Source organism: Pseudonocardia hierapolitana, from assembly GCF_007994075.1.
Lineage (GTDB): Bacteria > Actinomycetota > Actinomycetes > Mycobacteriales > Pseudonocardiaceae > Pseudonocardia > Pseudonocardia hierapolitana.
Genome location: NZ_VIWU01000001.1, coordinates 4,938,209 through 4,959,041 on the forward strand (window position 1 = coordinate 4,938,209; position 20,833 = coordinate 4,959,041).

Sequence of the window (20,833 nt, forward strand, 5' to 3'; positions counted from 1 at the left end):
CGAGTGTGCCCGACCGCACCGACGGTTCCGGTCAGACTCCGGCGTCGGACTGCGCGTCGGTGGTCAGGCGGGTGATCGACGCCAGCGGGATCGCGGCCCATGTCGGGCGGAACCGGGTCTCGTAGACCAGCTCGTACACCGCCTTGTCCAGCTCGAACGCCCGCAGCAGGACGGACTGCTCCCGGGGGTCGGCGCCTGCGCGCAGGGCGTAGCCGTCGCAGAACGCGGAGCGGTTGCGCTCGGCCCACTCCCGGGCGCGCCACACGAGCTGGGAGTCGTGGTCCGGGTCGGTCCATTGGTCGGTGGGTTCCCACTGCGAGAGCTGGTGGAACGCGGCGTAGTCGAACGACCGGAGCATGCCGGCGATGTCGCGCAGCGCCGAGTCGGGCCGGACGCGCTCCGCGAGCGGAGCGGCGGGCTCACCCTCGAAGTCGATCACCAGCCAGCCCCGCGGGGTGCGCAGCGTCTGCCCGAGGTGCAGGTCGCCGTGCACGCGTTGGGTGGGCAGGGGCCCCGGGAGCGCCGCGACGGCGTCGTAGATCGCGTGGATCGGCTCGGCGTGCTCGGCGAGCACCGGCACCTCGGCGACGGACGCGGAGAGGCGGTCGTGCCACGTCCTGGCCAGGGTGCGCGGGTCGGCCTCGCCCGTGGCCAGCGCCTCGCGCAGCTCGGCGTGCACGACGCCGACCGTCTCGCCCAGCCGGGACGCCTCGGCCGCGAAGTCGCCGCCCACCTCGTCGGCCCGCAGGTCGCCCTCGGCGAACAGGTCCCGCACGCTCGCCAGGGCCATCGCCCAGCCGTCGGCGGAGTTGGCGGCGAAGTCCTGGAGCATGCCGAGCGTGACCGGCTCCCCGTGCAGGACGCCCTCGATCGCACCCTGGAGGGCGGCCACCTCGGTGCTGCCGACCGACCGGAGGGCCCGGTGCAGCTCGAGGTCCGGGTTGACGCCGGGCAGCACCCGCCGGAACAGCTTGAGGATCGAGCGCTCGCCCCACGACACCGAGGTGTTGGACTGCTCCACCCCGAGCACCCGGCCCGGGACGCCGTGGGCGATCTCGGCGCCGGGCTCGGGGACGAAGCGGATCTCGCCCACCGTCCGCCCGGTGCGGATGGAGTCGAGCAACCACTCGGTGACGCCGGTGTCCCACAAGCCGTCGTAGGCGATGTGACCGCCGACGGCCCCGATCACGACGTGTTCCAGCTCGCCGCGCGGGTGCTCGCGCCGGGCGACGAGGAGCTGGTAGTGCTGCACCGGGGAGTCGTCGGCGAAGTCGACGGCGAGGAGCAGGTGGTCGAGGAGGGGCTCCCCATCCGTGCGCAGCGGTGTGACGGACGCGATCGCGACGGACCGGACCTGCCGGCCCTTCGCGGCGAACCAGCGCTGTTTCGGCAGCCACTCGGGCAGAAGTTCGGGGAGCTCCTCGTCGAGGCTCATCCAATTTCCTCCGCAGGGGTGATGGAGAACCAGTAGAAGCCGTGCCCGGGCAGCGTCAGCAGGTAGGGGAGTTCCCCGATCCGCGGGAACGGCACACCACCGGTCAACTCGTGGGGCACGCAACCCTGCCATGCCGAGAGGTCCAGTTCCACCGGCTGCGGGAACCGTGACATGTTGTTGACGCACAGCACCACGTCGTCGCCGGAGGAGCGGACGTACGCGAGCACGGACGGGTTCGAGCCGCCGAGCTCGTGGTACTCGCCCAGCCCGAACGCGTGGTGCCGCTTGCGGACCTCGATCATGTGCCGGGTCCAGTGCAGCAGCGACGTGGTGCTGTTGAGCTGGGCCTCGACGTTCACGGCCTGGTAGCCGTAGAGCGGGTCCATGATCAGCGGTAGGTAGAGCCGCCCGGGGTCGCAGGTGGAGAAGCCGGCGTTGCGGTCCGGGGTCCACTGCATCGGGCTGCGCACCGCGTCGCGGTCGCCGAGCCAGATGTTGTCGCCCATGCCGATCTCGTCACCGTAGTACAGAACCGGCGAACCGGGCAGGGAGAGCAGCAGCGCCGTGAACAGCTCGAGCTGGTTGCGGTCGTTGTCGAGCAGCGGGGCCAGCCGGCGGCGGATGCCGATGTTGGCCTTCATGCGCGGGTCCTTGGCGTACTCCGCGTACATGTAGTCGCGCTCTTCGTCGGTGACCATCTCGAGCGTGAGCTCGTCGTGGTTGCGCAGGAAGATGCCCCACTGGCAGCCGGAAGGGATCGCAGGCGTCTGGGCCAGGATCTCCGAGATCGGGAAGCGGTTCTCCCGGCGCACGGCCATGAAGATGCGCGGCATCAGGGGGAAGTGGAACGCCATCTGGCACTCGTCGCCGCCGCTGTCGGCGTCGCCGAAGTACTCGACGACGTCCGATGGCCACTGGTTGGCCTCGGCCAGCATGACGCGGCCCGGGTACTCGACGTCCATCACCTTGCGGCAGCGCTTGAGGAACTCGTGCGACTCCCGCAGGTTCTCGCAGTTCGTGCCCTCGCGCTCGAACAGGTACGGCACGGCGTCGAGCCGGAAGCCGTCGATACCGAGGTCCAGCCAGAACCGCAGCACCTCGATCATGGCGTCCTGCACGGCCGGGTTGTCGTAGTTCAGGTCCGGCTGGTGGGAGAAGAACCGGTGCCAGTAGAACTGGCCGCGCACCGGGTCGTAGGTCCAGTTGGACGACTCGGTGTCCACGAAGATGATCCGCGCGTCCGGGTAGCCGGAGTCGTCGTCGGCCCAGACGTAGAAATCTCCGTAGGGGCCGTCGGGGTGGCGCCGGGACTCCTCGAACCACGGGTGCGTGTCGGAGGTGTGGTTCATGACGAGATCGGTGATGACCCGGATGCCGCGCTTGTGGGCCTCGTCGAGCAGCACCACGAAGTCGTCGACGGTGCCGAACTCGGGCAGCACCGCGCGGAAGTCACGGATGTCGTAGCCGCCGTCGCGCAGGGGGGAGTCGTAGAACGGCGGCAGCCAGAGGCAGTCGACGCCGAGCCACTGGATGTAGTCGAGCTTCTCGGTCAGGCCGCGCAGGTCGCCGGTGCCGTCCCGGTTGGAGTCGGAGAACGCCCGGACCAGCACCTCGTAGAAGACGGCCCGCTTGAACCATTCTCGATCGACATCGAGCGTGCGCGCGTGCTCGAAATCCTCCGACGAGGTCTCGACGAGCTGATCGTCTTCGGTGTGCCGGGGCTCAGGGGTCGAGGTGTCGATCGACATGGGCGTATCGCGTTCCTACCGGGCGGGGACGGATGGCGGAAGGGGCACCCGGCCAGTCTTACCGGGCGGAGGGCCCGGGCGCAGGACGTGGCTCGGCGGCTGCGTCGGAGCGTAGCTCCCGGGGTCGCGGAGCTCGGGGGCAGCCACCTCAGACGGGTCGCTGAGCGCGTCCGTAGTCGCACCGCGTGTGACGGTTCTGATGGTGCCTGCCGGGCCGGTCCCTACACCGGATGGGCGGCGCGCGCACCTGTCGGGAGGAGGACCCTGGACCGCCCCCGAGTGGAAGGAGCGGCCTCGTGTTCGTACAGGTGTTCCAGGGGCAGATCAGCGACGCGGAGCAGATGCGGCAGGCCGCCGAGGACTGGGTGCAGCGGCTCGCCCCCGACGCCGAGGGGTGGCTCGGCAGCACGATCGGCGTGACCGACGACGGCTACCTGGTCGGCGTCGCCCGCTTCGAGTCGGCCGATGCCGCGCGCCGCAACAGCGGGCGGGCGCAGCAGGGCGAGTGGTTCGCGGGCGTCGAGAAACAGTTCCCCCAGGGCGTCGAGTTCCACGACTGCAGCGAGGTGTACGTCGCGCGCCGCGGCGGATCCGACGAGGCCGGGTTCGTGCAGGTGATGCAGGGCCGGACGGCCGACGTGGCGCGGTTGCGCGAGATGACCTCACGCCTCGATTCGGACTACCCGGACATGCGGCCCGACCTGCTCGGCTACATCACCGCCCTGCACGACGACCAGGACGGCGCGTTCACGCAGGTCCTCTACTTCACCTCGGAGGAGGAGGCACGGGCCGGCGAGCGGGGCGAGATGCCGGCCGAGGCCGCCGAGGTGATGCGGGAGGCCATGGAGCTCATCGAGGACCTGCGCTACCACGACATCCGGGAGCCGTGGCTGCACACGCCGGGTTAGTGCTTCCCGGCGGGGAGCACTAGGAGGGTCCTGTTCAGGGCGCTCCTAGCTGCTCAACGGCCTGCCGGCCGCGTCGTAGCTGTGGCGCGCCCGGTCGACCTCGTCGAGATGGGCGTCGGCCCAGAGGGCGAGCTGCGCGAACAGCGGGGCCAGGCTCAGACCCAGCTCGCTGATCTCGTACTCCACCCGCGGGGGGACGCTGGGGTGGTAGGTGCGCACCACCAGGCCGTCGCGCTCGAGCTGCCGCAGCCGCTGGGTGAGGACCTTCGGCGTGATCGTCTCGATGCGCCGCTGGAGCTCGACGAACCGCTGCCGGCCGAACTCGTGCAGGGTCCACAGGATCGGGGTGGTCCACCGGCTGAAGACGATGTCGACGACCGGGGTGATCGGGCACGCCTGTACTCCCACGGGAAAGTCACTTTCCTCTAGGTACCTACTAGCCTCACGACACTAGCGTCCGTTCGTACCGGCCGACCAGCCGGACGAACGGGAGGAGCAGATCGTGATCGTGGTGACCGGAGCCACCGGGAACGTCGGGCGGCCGCTGGTGCAGGCGCTCGCCGCGGCCGGGGAGAAGGTGACGGCGGTGGCGCGCCGGGTGCCGGACGTGCCGGACGGCGTCGTGTCCGTGCAGGCCGACCTGCTGCGCCCGGAGAGCCTCGAGTCCGCGCTGGACGGCGCCGATGCGCTGTTCCTGCTGACCTCCGGCGAGTGGCACGCCGGGGGTGGCGACCTGGCCGCCGTTCTCGACGTCGTGCGGGCCAGCGGTGTGCGGCGCGTCGTCCTGCTGTCCTCGCAGGGTGTCGGTACCGGCCGCCACTCGCCCCACCTGGAGGACGCGGTCACGGGGTCGGGGGCGGCCTGGACGCTGCTGCGCCCTGGCGGATTCGCCTCGAACGACCTCGCGTGGGCCGGGACGATCCGGGGCGGGCGGACGGTGTTCGCGCCGTTCCCGGACGTTGCGATACCCGTCATCGACCCCGCGGACATCGCCGACGTCGCCGCCTCCGTCCTGCTCGACGACGGGCACGCCGGCCGGACCTACGAGCTCACCGGGCCGGAACCGGTCTCACCCCGGCAGCGGGTCGCGGCGATCGGGGCGGCGCTGGGGGAGGAGCTGCGGCTCGTCGAGCAGACCCGCGCCGAGGCCGCGGCGCAGATGGTGCGGTTCATGCCCGAGCGGGTCGTCGAGGCGACCCTCGACGCCATCGGAGACCCGATGCCCGCCGAGCAGCGGGTGAGCCCCGACGTGCAGCGGGTCCTCGGCCGGTCTCCGCGGGCCTACGCCGAGTGGGTCGGCAGCGCCGTCGCCGCATTCCGCTGACGGGCGGCCGAGCGCGCAACTCGGCGGCCCGCACGCGGGACTCGCCGTGTGCGTTTGCCGGACTCGCGGGCGGGGTGGGTCAGCCCGTGGGGCGCGTCACGCGGAAGACGTGCGCCACGTTCCTCCACGGCTCCAGCCGCACGTAGTTGTGCTGGCCCCACTGGTAGGTCTCGTCGGTGATCTCGTCGTGCACCGTGATGCGGTCGTTCCAGTCCGCGCGCAGCGCCGGCATGTTCAGCGACGTGGTGCCCTCCTGCGCGTTGGAGGAGTCGAGCGTGCACACCACGAGCACGGTGTCGCCGGTGGCCGGGTCGGTCTTCGAGTAGGCGATGATCGCGTCGTTGTCGACCTCGTGGAAGTGCAGGTCGCGCAGTTGCTGCAGTGCCGGGTGGGCGCGGCGGATCTCGTTGAGCCTGCCGAGGTAGGGCTCGAGCGAGCGGCCGCGGTTGAGGGCGGTGGCGAAGTCGCGGGGGCGCAGCTCGTACTTCTCGGAGTTCAGGTACTCCTCGCTGCCGGGGCGGACGGGGGCGGACTCGAACAGCTCGAACCCGGAGTACACGCCCCAGGTCGGCGACAGCGTGGACGCGAGCGTGGCGCGGATGGCGAACATCGCGGGCCCGCCGGTCTGCAGCGACTCGTGCAGGATGTCCGGGGTGTTGACGAAGTAGTTGGGCCGGCACTCGTCGGCGCGCTCGGCGTGCATCAGCGCGAAGTCGGTGAGCTCCTGCTTCGTGGTGCGCCACGTGAAGTACGTGTACGACTGCGTGAAGCCCAGCCGCGCGAGCCCGAAGAGCCGGGCCGGTCGCGTGAACGCCTCGGCGAGGAACAGCACGTCGGGGTAGCGGGACTTGACCTGCCAGATCAGCCAGTGCCAGAAGTTCGGCGGCTTGGTGTGCGGGTTGTCCACCCGGAAGATCCGCACCCCGTGCTCGACCCAGTGCAGGACCACCCGCAGGGACTCGGCGTAGATCCCGGCCGGGTCGTTGTCGAAGTTGATCGGGTAGATGTCCTGGTACTTCTTCGGCGGGTTCTCCGCGTAGGCGATCGTGCCGTCGGGGCGGACGGTGAACCACTCGGGGTGCTCGGCCACCCACGGGTGGTCGGGGGCGCACTGCAACGCGAAGTCGAGCGCGACCTCCATCCCGAGGTCCCGGGTGCGCTCGACGAACGCGTCGAAGTCGTCGATGGTGCCCAGCTCGGGCTCGATGGCGTCGTGGCCGCCGTCGGCCGAACCGATCGCCCACGGCGAGCCGACGTCGCCGGGGCCGGCGTTGACGTTGTTGTTGCGGCCCTTGCGGTGCACCGTGCCGATGGGGTGGATCGGGGGCAGGTAGACCACGTCGAAGCCCATCGCGGCGACGCGGTCGAGCTCCTTGGAGGCCGTGAGGAACGTGCCGTGGATCGGGCGGCCCTGCTCGTCGACGCCGCCCGTGGAGCGCGGGAAGAACTCGTACCAGGAGCTGAACAGCGCCCGCTCGCGGTCGACGTAGATCTGCTGCGGACGGCCGCGCGTGATGAGCTCGCGGACCGGGCGCTCGGTCATGATCTTCTCGACGGCCGGGAACAACGCGGGCGCCACGCGCGCGTGCAGCGGGAGCGCGGTGTCGCGCAGCGCGTTGGCGGCGCCGAAGAGCAGGTCGCGGTGCGGGCGCTCGCCGGGGCGGCGGCCCACCCGCTGCAGCAGCCGGGCGCCGACCTCCAGGTCGTTGGCCAGCTCCTCGGCACCCTGGCCCGCCGACAGCTTGACGGTGACCGTGCGCCGCCACGTGGCCCACGGGTCGCTCCAGGCGTCGACCCGGAAGGTCCACAGGCCCGGCTCGTCGGGCACGACGGTGGCGGCGAACCGGTCGCTGCCGGTGCCGACCGGTGTCATGCGCACGTGGTGTGCGGCGCCCTGGCTGCCGATCCGGCGCCAGACGACGTTGGCGGCGACCGCGTCGTGGCCCTCCCGCCACACGGTGGCCGTGATCGGGACGACCTCACCGACGACGGCCTTGCTGGGATGACGCCCGCCGCTCACGGTAGGAGTGACGTCATCGATCCCGAGCCGACCGGTCATCGGCACACCCCCAGCTGAGCACCCGTCGCGGAAGTCACAAAAGTACCTACCCGATCCGCGGTCGATCAGAACGGGGCGCCGCCGTTCACCCGATGGTCACCCGACTGACCCAATGATCCCCGTGATCAACCACCCGAGCCCGCGCTCGAAGGTCGCGCGCAGCTCCGAACGGGGCAGCGGGCGCTCGTCCGTGGCGCCGTCGAAGGCCGCGAAGCCGATCGTGTAGACGATCAGCACCCGTAGCGCCTCGCGGGCCGCGTCGCCCGTGATCCCGGCCGTCGCGAGGTGCTCGAGCATCACCGCGCCGAGGCGTTGCGCGTTCTCGCCGCGCGCCCCCTGGCGGGCGAGGAAGGCCGGCACCAGCTGCGGGTGGCGCAGCAGGACGTCGTGGGTGGACGTCATCAGCCGGTGCAAGGCGTCGCCCGGACCGCTCGCCTCGTCGAGCGTCGGGGCCTCGACCTGTGCGAGCACCCGGTCCAGCACGCCGTCCACCAGCTCCGTCTTGTCCGCCACGTGGCTGTACAGGGCGTTCGGTGCGACGCCCAGCTGCTGCGCGACGGCGCGCATCGTGACGGTGCCGCGCTCGGCGAGCAGATCGGTTGCCGCGTCGAGGACGCGGTCGCGGCTCAGCCCGGCGCGCTGGCCGGGGCCTCGGGAGGATCGCACCTTGCGAACTGTACAACGTCCAGCTACTATTGGACATCGTACAGTTCAGGGAGGAAGACATGACCGTCGAGACCACAATCACCGGCATGGCCGCAGGTGTCCCGTTCGTCGCCGTGCCCCCGGGGGGCGACCGCGCCGGCGCGCCCGTCGTCGCCGCGTGGCACCTGATGGACCCGCCGCGCACCGAGGTCGCGATGGCGGCGGCGCTGCCGCTCGCGGGCCTGGACGCGTGGCGCCTCTACCTCGGCCTGCCTCTGCACGGGATGCGCTTCCCCGAGGGCGGGGTCGAGGCGTTGATGCAGCTGGGTTACGCGGACGCGGTGCAGAACCTGTACGGGCCGATCAGCGCCCAGGCGGCGGAGGAGTTCGGCCCGGCGTACGCCGAGCTGCGTCAGCGCCTCGGGTTCCGGGACGGGCCGATCGGGCTGCTCGGCGGCTCGCTCGGTTCGGCCGTCGCGCAGCTCGTGGTCGCGGACGGCGGGTTCGACGTCGCCGCCGCCGTGCTGGCGAGCCCGCTGTCCCGGCTGAGCGCGGTGGTCGAGGCGGTCGGGCGGCAGTTCGGCATGAGCTACCCGTGGTCCGAGCCGTCGCTCGACATCGCCCGTCGGCTGGACTTCGTGGCGCGCGCCGACGAGGTGGCGGCATGCCCGGCCACGCTCCTCGTGGTGGGCGAGGACGACGACGAGTCGGGCTTCCAGGCGCCGGCCCGGCAGCTGCGTGACGCGCTCGCCCGGCGGTCGGTGCAGGCCGAGCTCGTGGTCGTGCCGGGGATGGGGCACGCGTTCGCCGAGGAGCCCGGCATCGAGCCTGCGCCGCAGCTGCCCGCGGCCGCGGAGGTGGACCGGCTGGCCGTCGGCTGGTTCTCCCGGCACCTGCGATGAGGGTGCGGCCGTGGCCTCCGAGTGCGCGGTCCAGCAGCCGGACGAGCCGCTCGCGCTCGGCGCCGTCGAGCCGGGACGGCGGCGAGCGCAGGCTGATCGGGAGGCGTCAGCCGGCGCGGTCGGGGCCTGCGCGCGTGAGCTCGATCCGCAGCAGCACCCGCTGCTCCCGCTGCATGGCCGCGCGGTAGTCGTCCCAGTTCTCGTGCTCGCCGGAGACGCGCCGGTAGTAGTCCACGAGGCCCTCCATCGCGTCCGGCAGGGAGACGATCTCGGTGCGGCCCTCCACCTGGATCCAGCGCCCGAAGAAGCCGTCCGGCAGCACGCACAGCCACGACCGCGGATCTCGGCGCAGGTTGCGCACCTTCAGCGCGCCCTCCCGGGTGCTCACCAGCACGCGCCCGTCGTCGTCCACGGCGACCAGGACCGGGGACATCTGCGGGGTGCCGTCGCCGCGGATCGTGGCGAGCACCGCCCGGTGCTGCTCGCGGACGACCGCTCTCGCCTCGTCGAGGTCCATCGGGCGAGCGTAGGTCCTACGCAGGCTGCCGCGCGGCGAGACGGCCTGCCGTGTACGCCCCGAGACCGGTCACCGCGACCATGGCCGTCAGGTACACCGACACGCCCCACACGCCGGCGGGCGAGGCCAGGATCAGGGTGGCGATGATCGGTGCCAGCGCGCCGCCCGCGATCGCGCCGAACTGGTAGCCGATCGACGCCCCGGTGTAGCGCACCTCGACCGGGAACGCGCCCGCGGCGACGGCGGCGGCCGGGCCGTACATCGGCGAACCGGAGATGCGGGCGAAGAACATGGCGAGGAAGACCAGCGCGGGGACGGCCGTGGCCATCACCGGGAGGAATCCGATCGCGGCGACCAGTGCGGCGAAGGCGCCGTACACGATCATCCGGTGCCGTCCGATGCGGTCGGACATCGCGGAGAAGTAGAGCGAGAGCGGGACCTCGACGGTCGCCCCGACGATCACCGCGAGGATCAGGAAGGTGTTGGCGATGCCGAGGGCGGTGGTGCCGTACTGGATCGCGAACGTCGCGCACATGTACCCCATCGCGCTGATCCCGGAGAAGATCGCCGCCGCGCAGAGCACCTGGCGCCAGTGGTCGCGCACCACCGACACGATCGGCAGCCGCATCGACGGCGTCTCGCGGGCGGCGGCGAACTCGGGGCTCTCGCTGACCCTCAGCCGCACGTAGAGCCCGACGACCACGAGAAGGGCGCTGATCAGGAACCCGATCCGCCAGCCCCAGGCCATGAACTGCTCGTTCGGCATCGTCAGAGCGAGTACCAGGAACACGAGGTTCGACGTGATCAGCCCGAGTGGGACGCCCAGCTGGGGGAACGCGCCGTAGAAGCCGCGGCGGGCTTCTGGGGCGTGTTCGACCGAGATCAGCACCGCGCCGCCCCACTCGCCGCCGACCGCGAGGCCCTGCGCGATGCGCAGCACGATCAGGAGGATCGGCGCGGCGACGCCGATCTGCTCGTACGTGGGGAGCAGGCCGATCAGGAAGGTCGCGACGCCCATCGTCACCAACGTCGTGACGAGCGTCATCTTCCGCCCGATCCGGTCGCCGATGTGCCCGAAGATCACGCCGCCGAGCGGGCGTGCGACGAACCCGACGGCGAACGTCCCCAGCGCGGCGAGGGTGCCGGCCAGCTCGGACGTGCCCGGGAAGAACTGGCTGCGGAACACGATCACCGCCGCCAGGGCGTAGATGAAGAAGTCGTACCACTCGATCGTCGTGCCGACGAGGCTGGCGAGCGCCACCCTCCGGACGTCGGTCGGAGTGGGCTGCGCGGTCGACGCTGACATGAGCGCTCCCGGTGACGCGGCGGGCGAGGGTGGCAGCACAGTGCCCGGAGGTCGTCCCGCGCGCCATCGGCCCTTTCACGTGGCGGAAGCCGGGTCCGGGCGCATCCGGAACGCGACGATCAACGCGAGGACCGCGACCGCCGCCATGGCCAGGAACGCGTCGGAGAAGGCGGCGCCCTCGTGACCGGGGAACAGCGGGTTGACCGCGCCGCTCCCGCTCTGCAGCCGGGCGCTCACCAGGACTCCCAGCAGCGCCGGGCCGGTGCCTGCGCCGAGGAACTGGGCGCCTTGGAGGATCCCGAGGCCGACGCCGACCTGCTCGGGCGGCAACGCGCTCGCGGCGGCGCTGATGATGGGGGTCAGCACGAGGATGACGCCGACGCTGAGCCCGAGGGTCCCGACGCCCGCGGGGACCGCCGACGCACCTGTCGTGAACGTCGAGAGGAACAGCGCGAACAGCGCGACGGCTCCGAGTCCGATCAGCACCAGCGGACGGGTGCCGATGCGGTCGGCGAGCCGGCCGATCACCGGGGACAGGCCGGCGACGGCGATCCCGGCCGGGATCATGACCAGGGCCCCGGCTCCGGGGGCGAGACCGTTGACGTCGACCACCAGCAGCGGCACGAGGACGAGGGCGCCGAGGTTGACGGCCATGGCGAGGGACGCGACGAGTACCGCGATGCGGTAGACCCGGTTGGAGAACAGCGCCGGCGGCACGAACGGCTGCGCGAGGCGGGCGGTGCGCCGTCCGAAGAGCGCGCCGGCCACGACCGCCGCCGCGAGGCCGGCCCAGGACGAGGGCGCGGAGAAGCCCGCCACCTGCGCCTGCGTGATGCCGTACAGCAGCAGCCCTGCGGCAAGGCCCAGCAGGACGCCGCCCCACACGTCGAATCGGCCGGTGCCCGCGGGCGGTTCGCCGGGCAGCACGCGCCACGCCGCCGGGAGGAGCACCAGCGCGACCGCGAACATCAACCAGAACAGCGCGGGCCACCCCAGGAGCTGACCGATGCCGGCGCCGATGGCCGGACCGGCAGCGGTGCCGACACCCGTGGCCGCGGAGACGACACCGATCCCCGTCCCTCGCCGCGCCGCCGGCAGCAACCTGGTCACCGCGATGATCGAGAGCACGGGGATCGCAGCCGCGCCCACCCCCATCACGATCCGCCCGAGCACGAGGACGGGCAGGGCCGGGGCGAGCGCGCAGACCAGGCTCCCGGCGGCGTAGGTCAGCAGGGCGAAGGCGAAGAGGCTCCGCAGCGCGACCCGGTCGGAGATGCGGCCGTAGAAGGGGATGCCCACGGAGAACACGAGCAGGAAGCCGGTGACGACCCACGCGAGCTCCGCCTCGGAGGCCCCGAACTCCGCCCCGATCGACGGGAGCATGAGGTTGACCATGTCGCTGGTGACGACCGTGGCGAGCATCGCCGGTACGAGCACGGCCAGCAGGGCGGGCCCCGAGCTGGTCCGTCGGGTCGTGGACGTCATCCGCGCCTCTTCCCGTGGCATCAACTGCCACTGTTCTAGTTGCAGTTAGGGCGAAAAGAACGGCGGAGGTGCTGCCTCCGCCGTTCGTCGCTAGTGCGCCAGTTCGCGCTCCCGCGCCAGCGTCTGCTGAACCAGGTGGGCGATGGTCGTGCGGCCGAGCCGCTCCTCCATGGCGTGCTCCGCGTCGCGGAACTCGCTCTCGAGCACGGCCTGCATGTGGCGTCCGACCTCGCACGCCTCGCTGGGTGGATGGGGGTGCCGGGACAGGATCGGCCCCATCTCGACGGCCGCGTACGCGTCGTAGAGGGTGATCTCGCGCGGGGCGCGGGCGAGGGTCCAGCCACCGCCACGCCCCTCGGTGGACCACACGAGGCCCGCGTCGCGCAGGCTGCCGAGGATGCGCCGCACGAGAACGGGGTTGCTCGCCAGGCTGTCGGCGATCTCCGCGGATGTCAGCGAGCGGTCGTCCCAGCGCGCCAGCATGGTGAGCGCGTGGATCGCGACCGCGCTCCTGCTGCTGACGCCCACGTGACCCCCCTCGAACTGCAACCAAGCTAGTTCTAGTTCGGTTGGGGTGTCAACCGTCTCCGGTGAGCACTGGACCGATCCCGGGATGCATTCATCTATGGTTCCCGGGTGAAGGCTCTTCGCAGGTTCACCGTCCGCGCCCAGCTGCCCGCCGCGCTGGCGCCGCTGCAGACCCTGGCCACCAACCTGCGGTGGACCTGGCACACCCCCACCCAGGATCTGTTCGCCACCCTCGACCCCGAGGCGTGGGAGCGCGCGGGGCACGACCCGGTGCGGCTGCTCGGGGAGATCTCCTCCACCCGGTTCTCCGAGCTGGCCAAGGACGCCGACACCGTGGTCACGGTGCGGGAGCTGGCCGACGACCTCGCGAGCTACCTGCAGGAGCCGCGCTGGTACCAGCTGGAGCGCGAGGACGACCCCTCGCTGCCCGCCGCCGTCGGCTACTTCTCGATGGAGTTCGGCGTGAGCGAGGTGCTGCCGAACTACTCCGGCGGCCTCGGCGTGCTCGCGGGCGACCACCTCAAGGCCGCCTCCGACCTCGGCGTGCCGCTGATCGGCGTCGGGCTGCTCTACCGCTCCGGGTACTTCCGCCAGTCGCTCTCCCTGGACGGCTGGCAGCTCGAGCACTACCCGGTGCTCGACCCGCAGGGCCTGCCGTTGCAGCTGCTCGCAGGCGAGGACGGCGAGCCCGTGCTCGTCGAGGTCGGGATGCCGCGCGGGCGCGTGCTGAAGGCGCGCGTCTGGCAGGCCACGGTCGGGCGGGTGCCGCTGCTGCTGCTCGACTCCGACATCGAGGAGAACGAGCCGGACCTGCGCGGCGTCACCGACCGCCTCTACGGCGGCGACCAGGACCACCGCATCAAGCAGGAGATCCTCGTCGGCATCGGCGGGGTGCGGGCCGTGCGCGCGTTCTGCGCCGTCACCGGGCACCCGGAGCCGGAGGTGTTCCACACCAACGAGGGCCACGCCGGCTACCTCGGGCTCGAGCGCATCCGAGAGCTGCACGAGCGCGACGGGCTCTCGTTCGACGAGGCCGTGGCCGCGGTACGGGCGGGCACCGTCTTCACCACGCACACGCCGGTGCCGGCTGGCATCGACCGGTTCCCCGTCGACCTCGTGCGCCACTACTTCTACGACGGGATGCTGCCCGGCGTCCCGATGGACCGGGTCCTCGCGCTCGGCGTCGAGGACAACCCCAACATGTTCAACATGGCGCACATGGGCCTGCGGCTGGCCCAGCGCGCCAACGGCGTCTCCCAGCTGCACGGAGCCGTGTCGCGCGGCATGTTCGGCCGGCTGTGGGAGGGCTTCGACGCCGACGAGGTGCCGATCGGCTCCGTCACCAACGGCGTCCACGGCGCCACCTGGGAGGCCCGGGAGGTCACCGCGCTGCTCGGCGACGCGGGCCCCGTCGCGAACTCCACGCCCCGCGAGCCCGTCTCCGACGAGATGCTGTGGGAGCTGCGCGGCGCACTGCGGTCGCGGCTGGTGTCGGAGGTGCGCCGCCGGGTGCGGGAGGCGTGGCTGCAGCGCGGCGCGTCCCTCCCGGAGCTGTCGTGGACCGACCACGTCTTCGACCCCGAGGTCCTCACCGTCGGGTTCGCCCGCCGCGTTCCCACCTACAAGCGGCTCACCCTGATGCTGCGCGACAAGGACCGGCTGCGCGACCTCCTGCTCGACCCGCACCGGCCGGTGCAGCTCGTCGTGGCGGGCAAGAGCCACCCCGCCGACGACGGCGGCAAGGCGCTGATCCAGGAGATCGTGCGGTTCGCCGACGACCCCGCCGTGCGCCACCGCATCGTCTTCCTGCCCGACTACGACATGTCGATGGCGCGGTACCTGTACTGGGGCTGCGACGTGTGGCTCAACAACCCGCTGCGGCCGCTGGAGGCGTGCGGCACGTCGGGCATGAAGTCGGCGCTGAACGGCGGGCTCAACCTCTCGATCCGCGACGGCTGGTGGGACGAGTTCTACGACGGCGCCAACGGTTGGGCGATCCCCACGGCCGATGGCATCGAGGACCCGGTCCGGCGCGACGACCTGGAGGCCAACGCGCTCTACGAGCTGCTCGCCACCCAGGTGGCGCCCGCGTTCTACGAGCGGGCCGGTGGAGTGCCGCCCCGCTGGGTGGAGCTGGTGCGCCACACGCTCACCACGCTGCGGCCTCAGGTGCAGGCCACCCGGATGGTGCGCGAGTACGTCGAGGACTGGTACGCCCCCGCCGCGCGCGCCGCCGCCCGCATCTCCGCCGAGGGCTACGGTCCGGCGCGGGAGCTGGCCGCCTACCGGGCCCGGCTCAACGCCGCGTGGCCGGCGGTGGAGATCATCGGCGTCGACGCCTCCGGCCTGCCCGACACGCCGGAGGTCGGCGTGCCGATGACCGTGCGGGCGTCCGTGCAGCTCGCCGGCCTCGACCCGAAGGACGTCTGCGTCGAGGCGGTGATCGGGCGCGTCGGCGAGACCGACGACCTCGCCGAGACCGTCACGGTGGGGATGGAGCACGTCGGCGCTGCGGACGGCATGGGCGAGCGCTTCGAGTCGGTGGTCAAGCTGCCGCACGCGGGGCTCACCGGCTACACGGTGCGCGTGCTGCCGTCCCACCCGCTGCTGGCCTCGTCGGCGGAGCTCGCCAAGATCGTCCTGCCGCGCTGAACACCCGCCCGTCACCCCATGGGCAGCTGCAGCAACGGGATCATCACCTCGTCCGCGATCTCGACGATCACCTCGTCCGGGATCGGCACACCCCGGGTGATGAAGTGGTGCCGCAGCATCGCGTGCCCCGCCTCCAGCCGGCGTTCGGTGACCGCGGCGGGGTCCACCTCGCCGCGCGCGACCGCACGGCGTGCGATCTCGCGCATGCCCACCTGGCTGGAGCCACGGGCGTAGGAGCGCACGCGGCGCGCCAGGTCCGGGTCGCCGAGGGCATCGCTCAGCACACCGCCGAGCGCCTGTCCCGCCGGCCCGGCCAGCTGCTCGGCCACCCCGCGCATGACGGCGAGCAGGTCGCCGCGCAAGCTGCCCGTGTCCGGCGGTGACGCCGGGTCGGGGAGCAGGTGGTAGACCGCATCCATCACCAGCTCGACCTTGCTGGGCCAGCGCCGGTACAGCGACGCCTTGCTCGCGCCCGCCCGCTCGGCCACCCGCTCCACCGAGAGCCGCGCGTAGCCCACCTCACCGAGCTCGCCGAGCACCGCCTCCAGGATCGCGCCCTCCAGCACGGCCCCGCGCCTGCGGGGCCGCTTCCGGTGGTCGACGTCCGCTTCTGCCATGGGGCGCGCAGGGGAACTCACCTCCCTAGTCTCCCGTGACGCGGCCCGTGTCGCCGTCGACCGTCACCACCTGCCCGTCGGTCAACACGCTCGTGCCGGTGGCCGACCCCATCACCGCGGGGATCCCGTACTCGCGCGCGACGATCGCGGCGTGCGAGCCGATGCCGCCGGTGTCGACGACCACGGCGGCCGCCCGCTGGAAGAGCGGTGTCCACGAGGGGTTCGTGTAGGGGCAGACCAGCACCTCGCCGCTGCGCAGCCGCCCGAACTCCGCGGCCTCGCGGATCACCCGCACCGGCCCCGTCGCCCGCCCGCCGCTCGCTCCGGTGCCGGTGACCAGGGCGTCTCCGCCGGCCGCGCCGCCGGGGAAGAGCACGGAGGGTGCGATGAGCGGCACGCCCGCCAGCTCCGCGCGGCGCGCCGACCGGGCGCGCACCGCGGCCCGGATCCGCTCGGCGTCGGCCGGGGGGAGTGTGGCGGGGTCACCGAGGCTCTCCAGCTCCTCCAGGCGCAGGTGCAGCACGTCGTCCGCCTCGCGCAGCACACCGGCCTCGGCCAGCCGTCGCCCGGCCTCCAGCACGGCGCGGCGCAGCACCGGCAGCGTGCGGGTGCCGTGGAAGTGGCTGTCCTCGCGGAATGCGATCCCGGCCCTGGCGTCGGCGAGCAGCCGGCGCACCCGCCGCTCGGAGCGGGTCAGGCGCACCAGCGGGTGCGCCAGCAGCTGCCGTTCGGCCTGCTCCGCGCGGTCGGCCGCCTGCGCGGGCGGCGCGTCCTCCAGCAGGACCTTCACCATGCCCAGCACGGTGGCCGGCGCGTCGCCCCACGTCGGTGCGGACATCAGCAGCGGGCTCGCCGTCTCGCGGTGGCCGTACTCGGCGCGGAACGCCGACAGCGCCGCGCGGAAGTCGGCGAACGCCGGATCCTGCTCGATCCGCTCCGCGAGGGCGTCCGGTTCGAGCCCGAACACGGCGCGCAGCGCCCCGTCGGCGCGCACGCGCTCGGCGAGCCCCAGCAGTTCCCGGTTGGCGTCCTCGGTGCGGGTATGCGTGCCGAGGGTCAGCCCGGAGACGTCGCGGCGGCCCAGCAGCGCCTGCAGCACGCGCAACCGCAGCAGGTCGACCGCGACCCGGGGCAGGTAGTCCACCCGCAGGTCGGTGACGACGTCCACCACGTCGAACGTGCGCTGGGGCAGTCGGCGCAGCTCGGCCCAGCCGAGACCGCGCACGTCGAGGGCCGCGAGCTCGCGCGCCTCCCGGTCGAAGCGGACGAACCGCGGGTCGCGCGTCCAGCCCGCCGGGTGGTAGCGCCGGATCCGCGGCAGGTTGCGGGCCGGCGCGGTGAGCACCTTCCAGGTCGGGCGCGGCCGCGGCGGGACGTACCGGTCCACGACGCCGTCGGACTCCGGGAGGACGTCGGCGAAGTCGACGTGCAGGCCGGGGATCTCCGCGAGCATCCGCTGGACCATGCGCCCGATGCCCCGCGCGATCCAGCCGCTCGTGTCCATGGGGTAGGGCCGGACCGGCAGGTACTCGACGATCTGCGGGCCGGTGATGCGCTGGATCCGGGACAGGCGCAGCGGTGGCGGGGGCAGCGCGGTCATCGGCCGCGCCTGCACCAGCCACACCCGCCCGTCGGCCCACGCCCACTCGATGTCCTGCGGCCTGCCGAAGTGCGCCGCGACCCTCCGGCCCAGCGCCGCCAGCTCCGCGAGCACGGCGTCGGGCAGTTCCGTGAGCGCCTCGCCCCTGCGGTGCTCGACCCCACCCCCCGCGACGCCGCGCACGACGATCTCGCGCAGCCCGCGTCGCCGCTCGCGCACGCGACCGTCCGCGTCCAGGACGTAGTGGTCGGGTGTGACCAGCCCGGACACGACGGCCTCGCCGAGCCCGCTGCTCGCGTCGACGACCACCTCGGTGCGGTCGCCGCTCACCGGGTTGGCGGTGAACAGCACGCCCGCGAACGCGGCGGGCACCATCCGCTGCACCACGACGGCGATCCGCACGCCCGCCGGATCGACGTCGCGGCGCGCCCGGTAGGCGATGGCGCGCTCGGTCCACAGCGACCCCCAGCAGCGGCGGACGGCGTCGAGCAGCGCGTCGGCGCCCACGATGTTGAGGTACGTGTCCTGCTGCCCGGCGAACGCCGCCCCGGGCAGGTCCTCGGCGGTCGCGCTGGACCGGACGGCGACCGGCCCGTTCCCGAGGAGCGCGTAGGCGCCGAGGATCGCACCGCGCAGGTCGTCGGGGATCTCGGCGGCGGCGAAGGCGGCCCGCAGCGCGGCGCCGTCGTCCTCGGCCGCCGCGGCGACGGCGGCCGCGAGGCCCGCGTGCTCCACGACGGCGGCGTAGGCGTCGGTGGTGATGACGACGCCGTCCGGCACCGGGAACCCGGCGCGGACCAGCTCGCCGAGGTTCGCGCCCTTGCCGCCCGCCGCCGCGAGGTCGTCGCGGCCGACGGCGGTGAGCGGGAGCACGGTGGCCGGGCGGGCGGGGGCGTGGGTCATCAGGCCCTCCTTCGATCTGACGTGGTGACGTGCGCGGTGTCGCGCAGCGGCTGGGCGGGGAGTGCGACGGCCAGCACGAGTGCCAGCCCGAGCAGGGGAGCGACGAACCCGAACACCGGAGGAACGGCCGCGCCGAACGCGTCCCGCACCGCGGCGGGAAGGTGGCCGAGCCGTTCCGGGTCGAGCGTGGTGGCGATCCGTACGTCGGTGCCGGGGGGAAGCGCCGCCGCGAACCGGGACGTGATCAGGCTGCCGATCGCGGCGACCCCGGCGCTCGCGCCGATCTGGCGCAGGAACGTGACCGCGGAGGTGGCCGCTCCCAGGTCGCGGTGCTCGGCGCCGTTCTGCGCGACCAGCACCATGACCTGCATGACCATCCCGACGCCCAGCCCGACCAGCAGCAGCGCGGCGAGCACCAGCGGGAGCGGCGTCGTGGCTCCGACGGTGCCCAGCAGGGCCATCCCGAGGCCGGCAGTGGCCGTGCCGGCGATGGGGAACGCCTTGTAGCGGCCGGTGCGGGTGATGATCCGGCCGGACACCGTGGTGGTGAGCAGGACGCCCGCCATCAGCACGGTGACCACGAGGCCGGCCTGCGTGGCCGAGGCGCCCCTTGCCACCTGCAGGAACGCCGGCAGGTAGCTGATCGTGCCGAACAGGGTGAAGCCGACGATCAGGCTGACGGCCGTCGGGATCGCGATGGAACGCGTGCGGAACAGGCGGAGCGGCAGCACCGGGTCGGCGGCGCGGCGGGCGGTGGCGACCCAGCCGGCAGCGGCCAGCACGGTGGCGACCGCGACCAGCGGGGTGAGGTAGCCGGGGCCGCTGCCGAGCAGGACCACACCCGTCACGGTGAGCGAGAGCAGCAGCATGCCGAGCACGTCCAGCGGTGGGCGCTGCGGCGGCGCGGGCAGGCGCAGCGTGCGGGCGACGACGACCAGCGCCACGAGGCCGAGCGGCGGGTAGAGCGCGAAGAGCCAGCGCCACGTGAGGTGGTCGACCGCGAGCCCCCCGAGAAGCGGCCCGCCCACCGCCGCGACGACGTACACCGAGCCGAGCAGGCCGAGGTAGCGCCCGCGCTCCCGCGGACTCACCACCTCGCCGAGCACCGCCTGGGCGCCGATCATCAGCCCGCCGCCGCCCACACCCTGCACGACGCGCCAGATGATCAGCTCCGTCATCGAGGTGGCCGTGGCGCAGAGGAAGGCGCCGAACGCGAAGACCACGATCGCGACCAGCAACACGGGCTTGCGGCCGAACCGGTCGCCGAGCTTGCCGTGCAGCGGCATCGCGACGGTTGCGGCCGCCAGGTACGCCGTGATCACCGCGGGCATCAGGTCGAAGCGCCCCAGGCTCGCGGCCACGGCGGGCAGGGCCGCGGCCATCGCCGTCTGGTCGAGGGCGCCGAGCAGCATGACGAGCATGAGACCCGGCAACACGTGGCGTGCCATCCCGACCCCCTAGAGAACGACCCGTTCTCTAGGAAGGCTACGGTCCATCTCCAAGAAACGCAACGTTCACTTGCGCGCCATCCCGGGACGGGCAATTCCGAACTCGATGCCGCCCCGCCGGCTCTGCATGATCAGGTCGACCCCATACGTGCTGGTCGCGCGGCGCAGACCCATGGCGTCGACGTGACCATCCACGGATCATGCGCGTCCTGGCCGGTGAGGCCGTGGCTCCAGAGCCTGGTCATCCGCCAGGCGTCAGGGCGGTCATCCTGTCGATCGGGTCCCATCGAGTCGGCCTGGTCCGGCAGGTTCCGGTGGGCGCGCCACAACAGCACCGGGTGCGTTCCGCGGAACGCACCCGGCCGTGATCAGCGCGCTCGGCGCGCAAACCGAGGTCAGATCCACCTGGGCTATCACGACGATGCCAGCGCCCGCCTGCGCCGGAAGCCCTCGACACACGGGCACAACGATCGACAGCTGGAGAGCTACTACCGGCTCGGTGGCGACGTAAACTCCGCCCGTGCCTCGCTATGACTTCCGCTGCCGTGAGTGTGGCTCGACGTTCGAGGTCAGCCGCCCGATGGCCGACGCCTCCGAGCCGGCCCGGTGCCCGGACGGGCACGACGACACCGTCAAGCTGCTCAGCACGGTCGCCGTGGGCGGGCGGGGCGGCCCGGCCCCGGCCCCGGCCGGTGGTGGCTGCTGCGGAGGCGGTTGCTGCGGCGGCTGACCCGCGGGCTCGGCGTGGGCCACGCC

Annotated in this window: 17 protein-coding genes; 5 read left to right on the forward strand and 12 right to left on the reverse strand. The window is 72.7% G+C overall.

The genetic code is table 11. The annotated features are described in order from the left end of the window. Nucleotides 1-31 precede the first annotated feature (31 nt). Nucleotides 32-1,435, reverse strand: a complete 1,404-nt coding sequence (locus FHX44_RS23605; protein ID WP_147257785.1) for a maltokinase N-terminal cap-like domain-containing protein — start codon at nucleotides 1,433-1,435, stop codon at nucleotides 32-34. After that, complete coding sequence (gene treS / locus FHX44_RS23610) at nucleotides 1,432-3,183, reverse strand: maltose alpha-D-glucosyltransferase (protein WP_147257786.1); 1,752 nt, start codon at nucleotides 3,181-3,183, stop codon at nucleotides 1,432-1,434. Before treS ends, FHX44_RS23605 begins: the two co-directional genes overlap by 4 nt. Nucleotides 3,184-3,479: 296 nt before the next feature. Here treS and FHX44_RS23615 point away from each other — a divergent pair, with 296 nt between their 5' ends. Further along, nucleotides 3,480-4,091 carry a hypothetical protein gene (locus FHX44_RS23615; RefSeq protein ID WP_147257787.1) on the forward strand — a complete coding sequence of 204 codons (612 nt, stop codon included), beginning with the start codon at nucleotides 3,480-3,482 and terminating at the stop codon, nucleotides 4,089-4,091. 45 nt (nucleotides 4,092-4,136) lie between these two features. Here FHX44_RS23615 and FHX44_RS23620 read toward each other — a convergent pair whose 3' ends face one another. Continuing rightward, complete coding sequence (locus tag FHX44_RS23620) at nucleotides 4,137-4,499, reverse strand: winged helix-turn-helix transcriptional regulator (protein WP_147257788.1); 363 nt, start codon at nucleotides 4,497-4,499, stop codon at nucleotides 4,137-4,139. Between the two features lie 94 nt (nucleotides 4,500-4,593). Between FHX44_RS23620 and FHX44_RS23625 the strand changes: the two genes are divergently transcribed. Then, nucleotides 4,594-5,415, forward strand: coding sequence for an NAD(P)H-binding protein (locus tag FHX44_RS23625; protein WP_147257789.1), 822 nt, complete (start codon nucleotides 4,594-4,596; stop codon nucleotides 5,413-5,415). 79 nt (nucleotides 5,416-5,494) lie between these two features. Here FHX44_RS23625 and FHX44_RS23630 read toward each other — a convergent pair whose 3' ends face one another. Then, nucleotides 5,495-7,474, reverse strand: coding sequence for an alpha-1,4-glucan--maltose-1-phosphate maltosyltransferase (locus tag FHX44_RS23630; protein ID WP_147257790.1), 1,980 nt, complete (start codon nucleotides 7,472-7,474; stop codon nucleotides 5,495-5,497). 96 nt (nucleotides 7,475-7,570) lie between these two features. After that, on the reverse strand, nucleotides 7,571-8,140 hold the full coding sequence (locus FHX44_RS23635; protein WP_147257791.1) for a TetR/AcrR family transcriptional regulator: 570 nt from the start codon (nucleotides 8,138-8,140) through the stop codon (nucleotides 7,571-7,573). A 59-nt stretch (nucleotides 8,141-8,199) separates the two neighbouring features. On the opposite strand from FHX44_RS23635, the gene FHX44_RS23640 reads away from it, so the two are divergent. After that, nucleotides 8,200-9,021, forward strand: a complete 822-nt coding sequence (locus FHX44_RS23640; protein ID WP_147257792.1) for an alpha/beta hydrolase family protein — start codon at nucleotides 8,200-8,202, stop codon at nucleotides 9,019-9,021. Between the two features lie 106 nt (nucleotides 9,022-9,127). Here the strand turns inward: FHX44_RS23640 and FHX44_RS23645 are convergent, their stop codons facing one another. The 4 genes from FHX44_RS23645 to FHX44_RS23660 form a co-directional block, all read right to left on the reverse strand. Further along, nucleotides 9,128-9,538 carry a PPOX class F420-dependent oxidoreductase gene (locus FHX44_RS23645; RefSeq protein ID WP_147257793.1) on the reverse strand — a complete coding sequence of 137 codons (411 nt, stop codon included), beginning with the start codon at nucleotides 9,536-9,538 and terminating at the stop codon, nucleotides 9,128-9,130. Nucleotides 9,539-9,554: 16 nt separating this feature from the next. After that, complete coding sequence (locus tag FHX44_RS23650) at nucleotides 9,555-10,844, reverse strand: MFS transporter (RefSeq protein WP_147257794.1); 1,290 nt, start codon at nucleotides 10,842-10,844, stop codon at nucleotides 9,555-9,557. Nucleotides 10,845-10,919: 75 nt separating this feature from the next. After that, a complete protein-coding gene (locus tag FHX44_RS23655) occupies nucleotides 10,920-12,329 on the reverse strand; it encodes an MFS transporter (protein ID WP_147257795.1) in 1,410 nt (469 codons plus the stop codon). A gap of 90 nt (nucleotides 12,330-12,419) precedes the next feature. Further along, nucleotides 12,420-12,857, reverse strand: coding sequence for an RrF2 family transcriptional regulator (locus FHX44_RS23660; protein ID WP_147257796.1), 438 nt, complete (start codon nucleotides 12,855-12,857; stop codon nucleotides 12,420-12,422). 108 nt (nucleotides 12,858-12,965) lie between these two features. Between FHX44_RS23660 and glgP the strand changes: the two genes are divergently transcribed. Next, nucleotides 12,966-15,509: an alpha-glucan family phosphorylase gene (gene glgP, locus FHX44_RS23665; RefSeq protein WP_147257797.1), complete on the forward strand. Its 2,544-nt coding sequence runs from the start codon at nucleotides 12,966-12,968 to the stop codon at nucleotides 15,507-15,509. A gap of 11 nt (nucleotides 15,510-15,520) precedes the next feature. On the opposite strand, the gene FHX44_RS23670 is transcribed toward glgP, so the two are convergent. Genes FHX44_RS23670 through FHX44_RS23680 form a run of 3 tightly spaced genes read right to left on the reverse strand, consistent with a single transcriptional unit; the run spans nucleotide 15,521 to nucleotide 20,077 of the window. Further along, nucleotides 15,521-16,147, reverse strand: coding sequence for a TetR/AcrR family transcriptional regulator (locus FHX44_RS23670; RefSeq protein WP_246170548.1), 627 nt, complete (start codon nucleotides 16,145-16,147; stop codon nucleotides 15,521-15,523). Nucleotides 16,148-16,151: 4 nt separating this feature from the next. After that, nucleotides 16,152-18,629: a PEP/pyruvate-binding domain-containing protein gene (locus tag FHX44_RS23675; protein WP_147257798.1), complete on the reverse strand. Its 2,478-nt coding sequence runs from the start codon at nucleotides 18,627-18,629 to the stop codon at nucleotides 16,152-16,154. Continuing rightward, a complete protein-coding gene (locus FHX44_RS23680) occupies nucleotides 18,629-20,077 on the reverse strand; it encodes an MFS transporter (protein ID WP_147257799.1) in 1,449 nt (482 codons plus the stop codon). The genes FHX44_RS23675 and FHX44_RS23680 overlap by 1 nt, the downstream gene beginning before the upstream one ends. A gap of 520 nt (nucleotides 20,078-20,597) precedes the next feature. Between FHX44_RS23680 and FHX44_RS23685 the strand changes: the two genes are divergently transcribed. Next, entirely contained in the window at nucleotides 20,598-20,807 is a 210-nt protein-coding gene (locus tag FHX44_RS23685; protein WP_147257800.1) for an FmdB family zinc ribbon protein, read from the forward strand. Nucleotides 20,808-20,833: the final 26 nt, after the last annotated feature.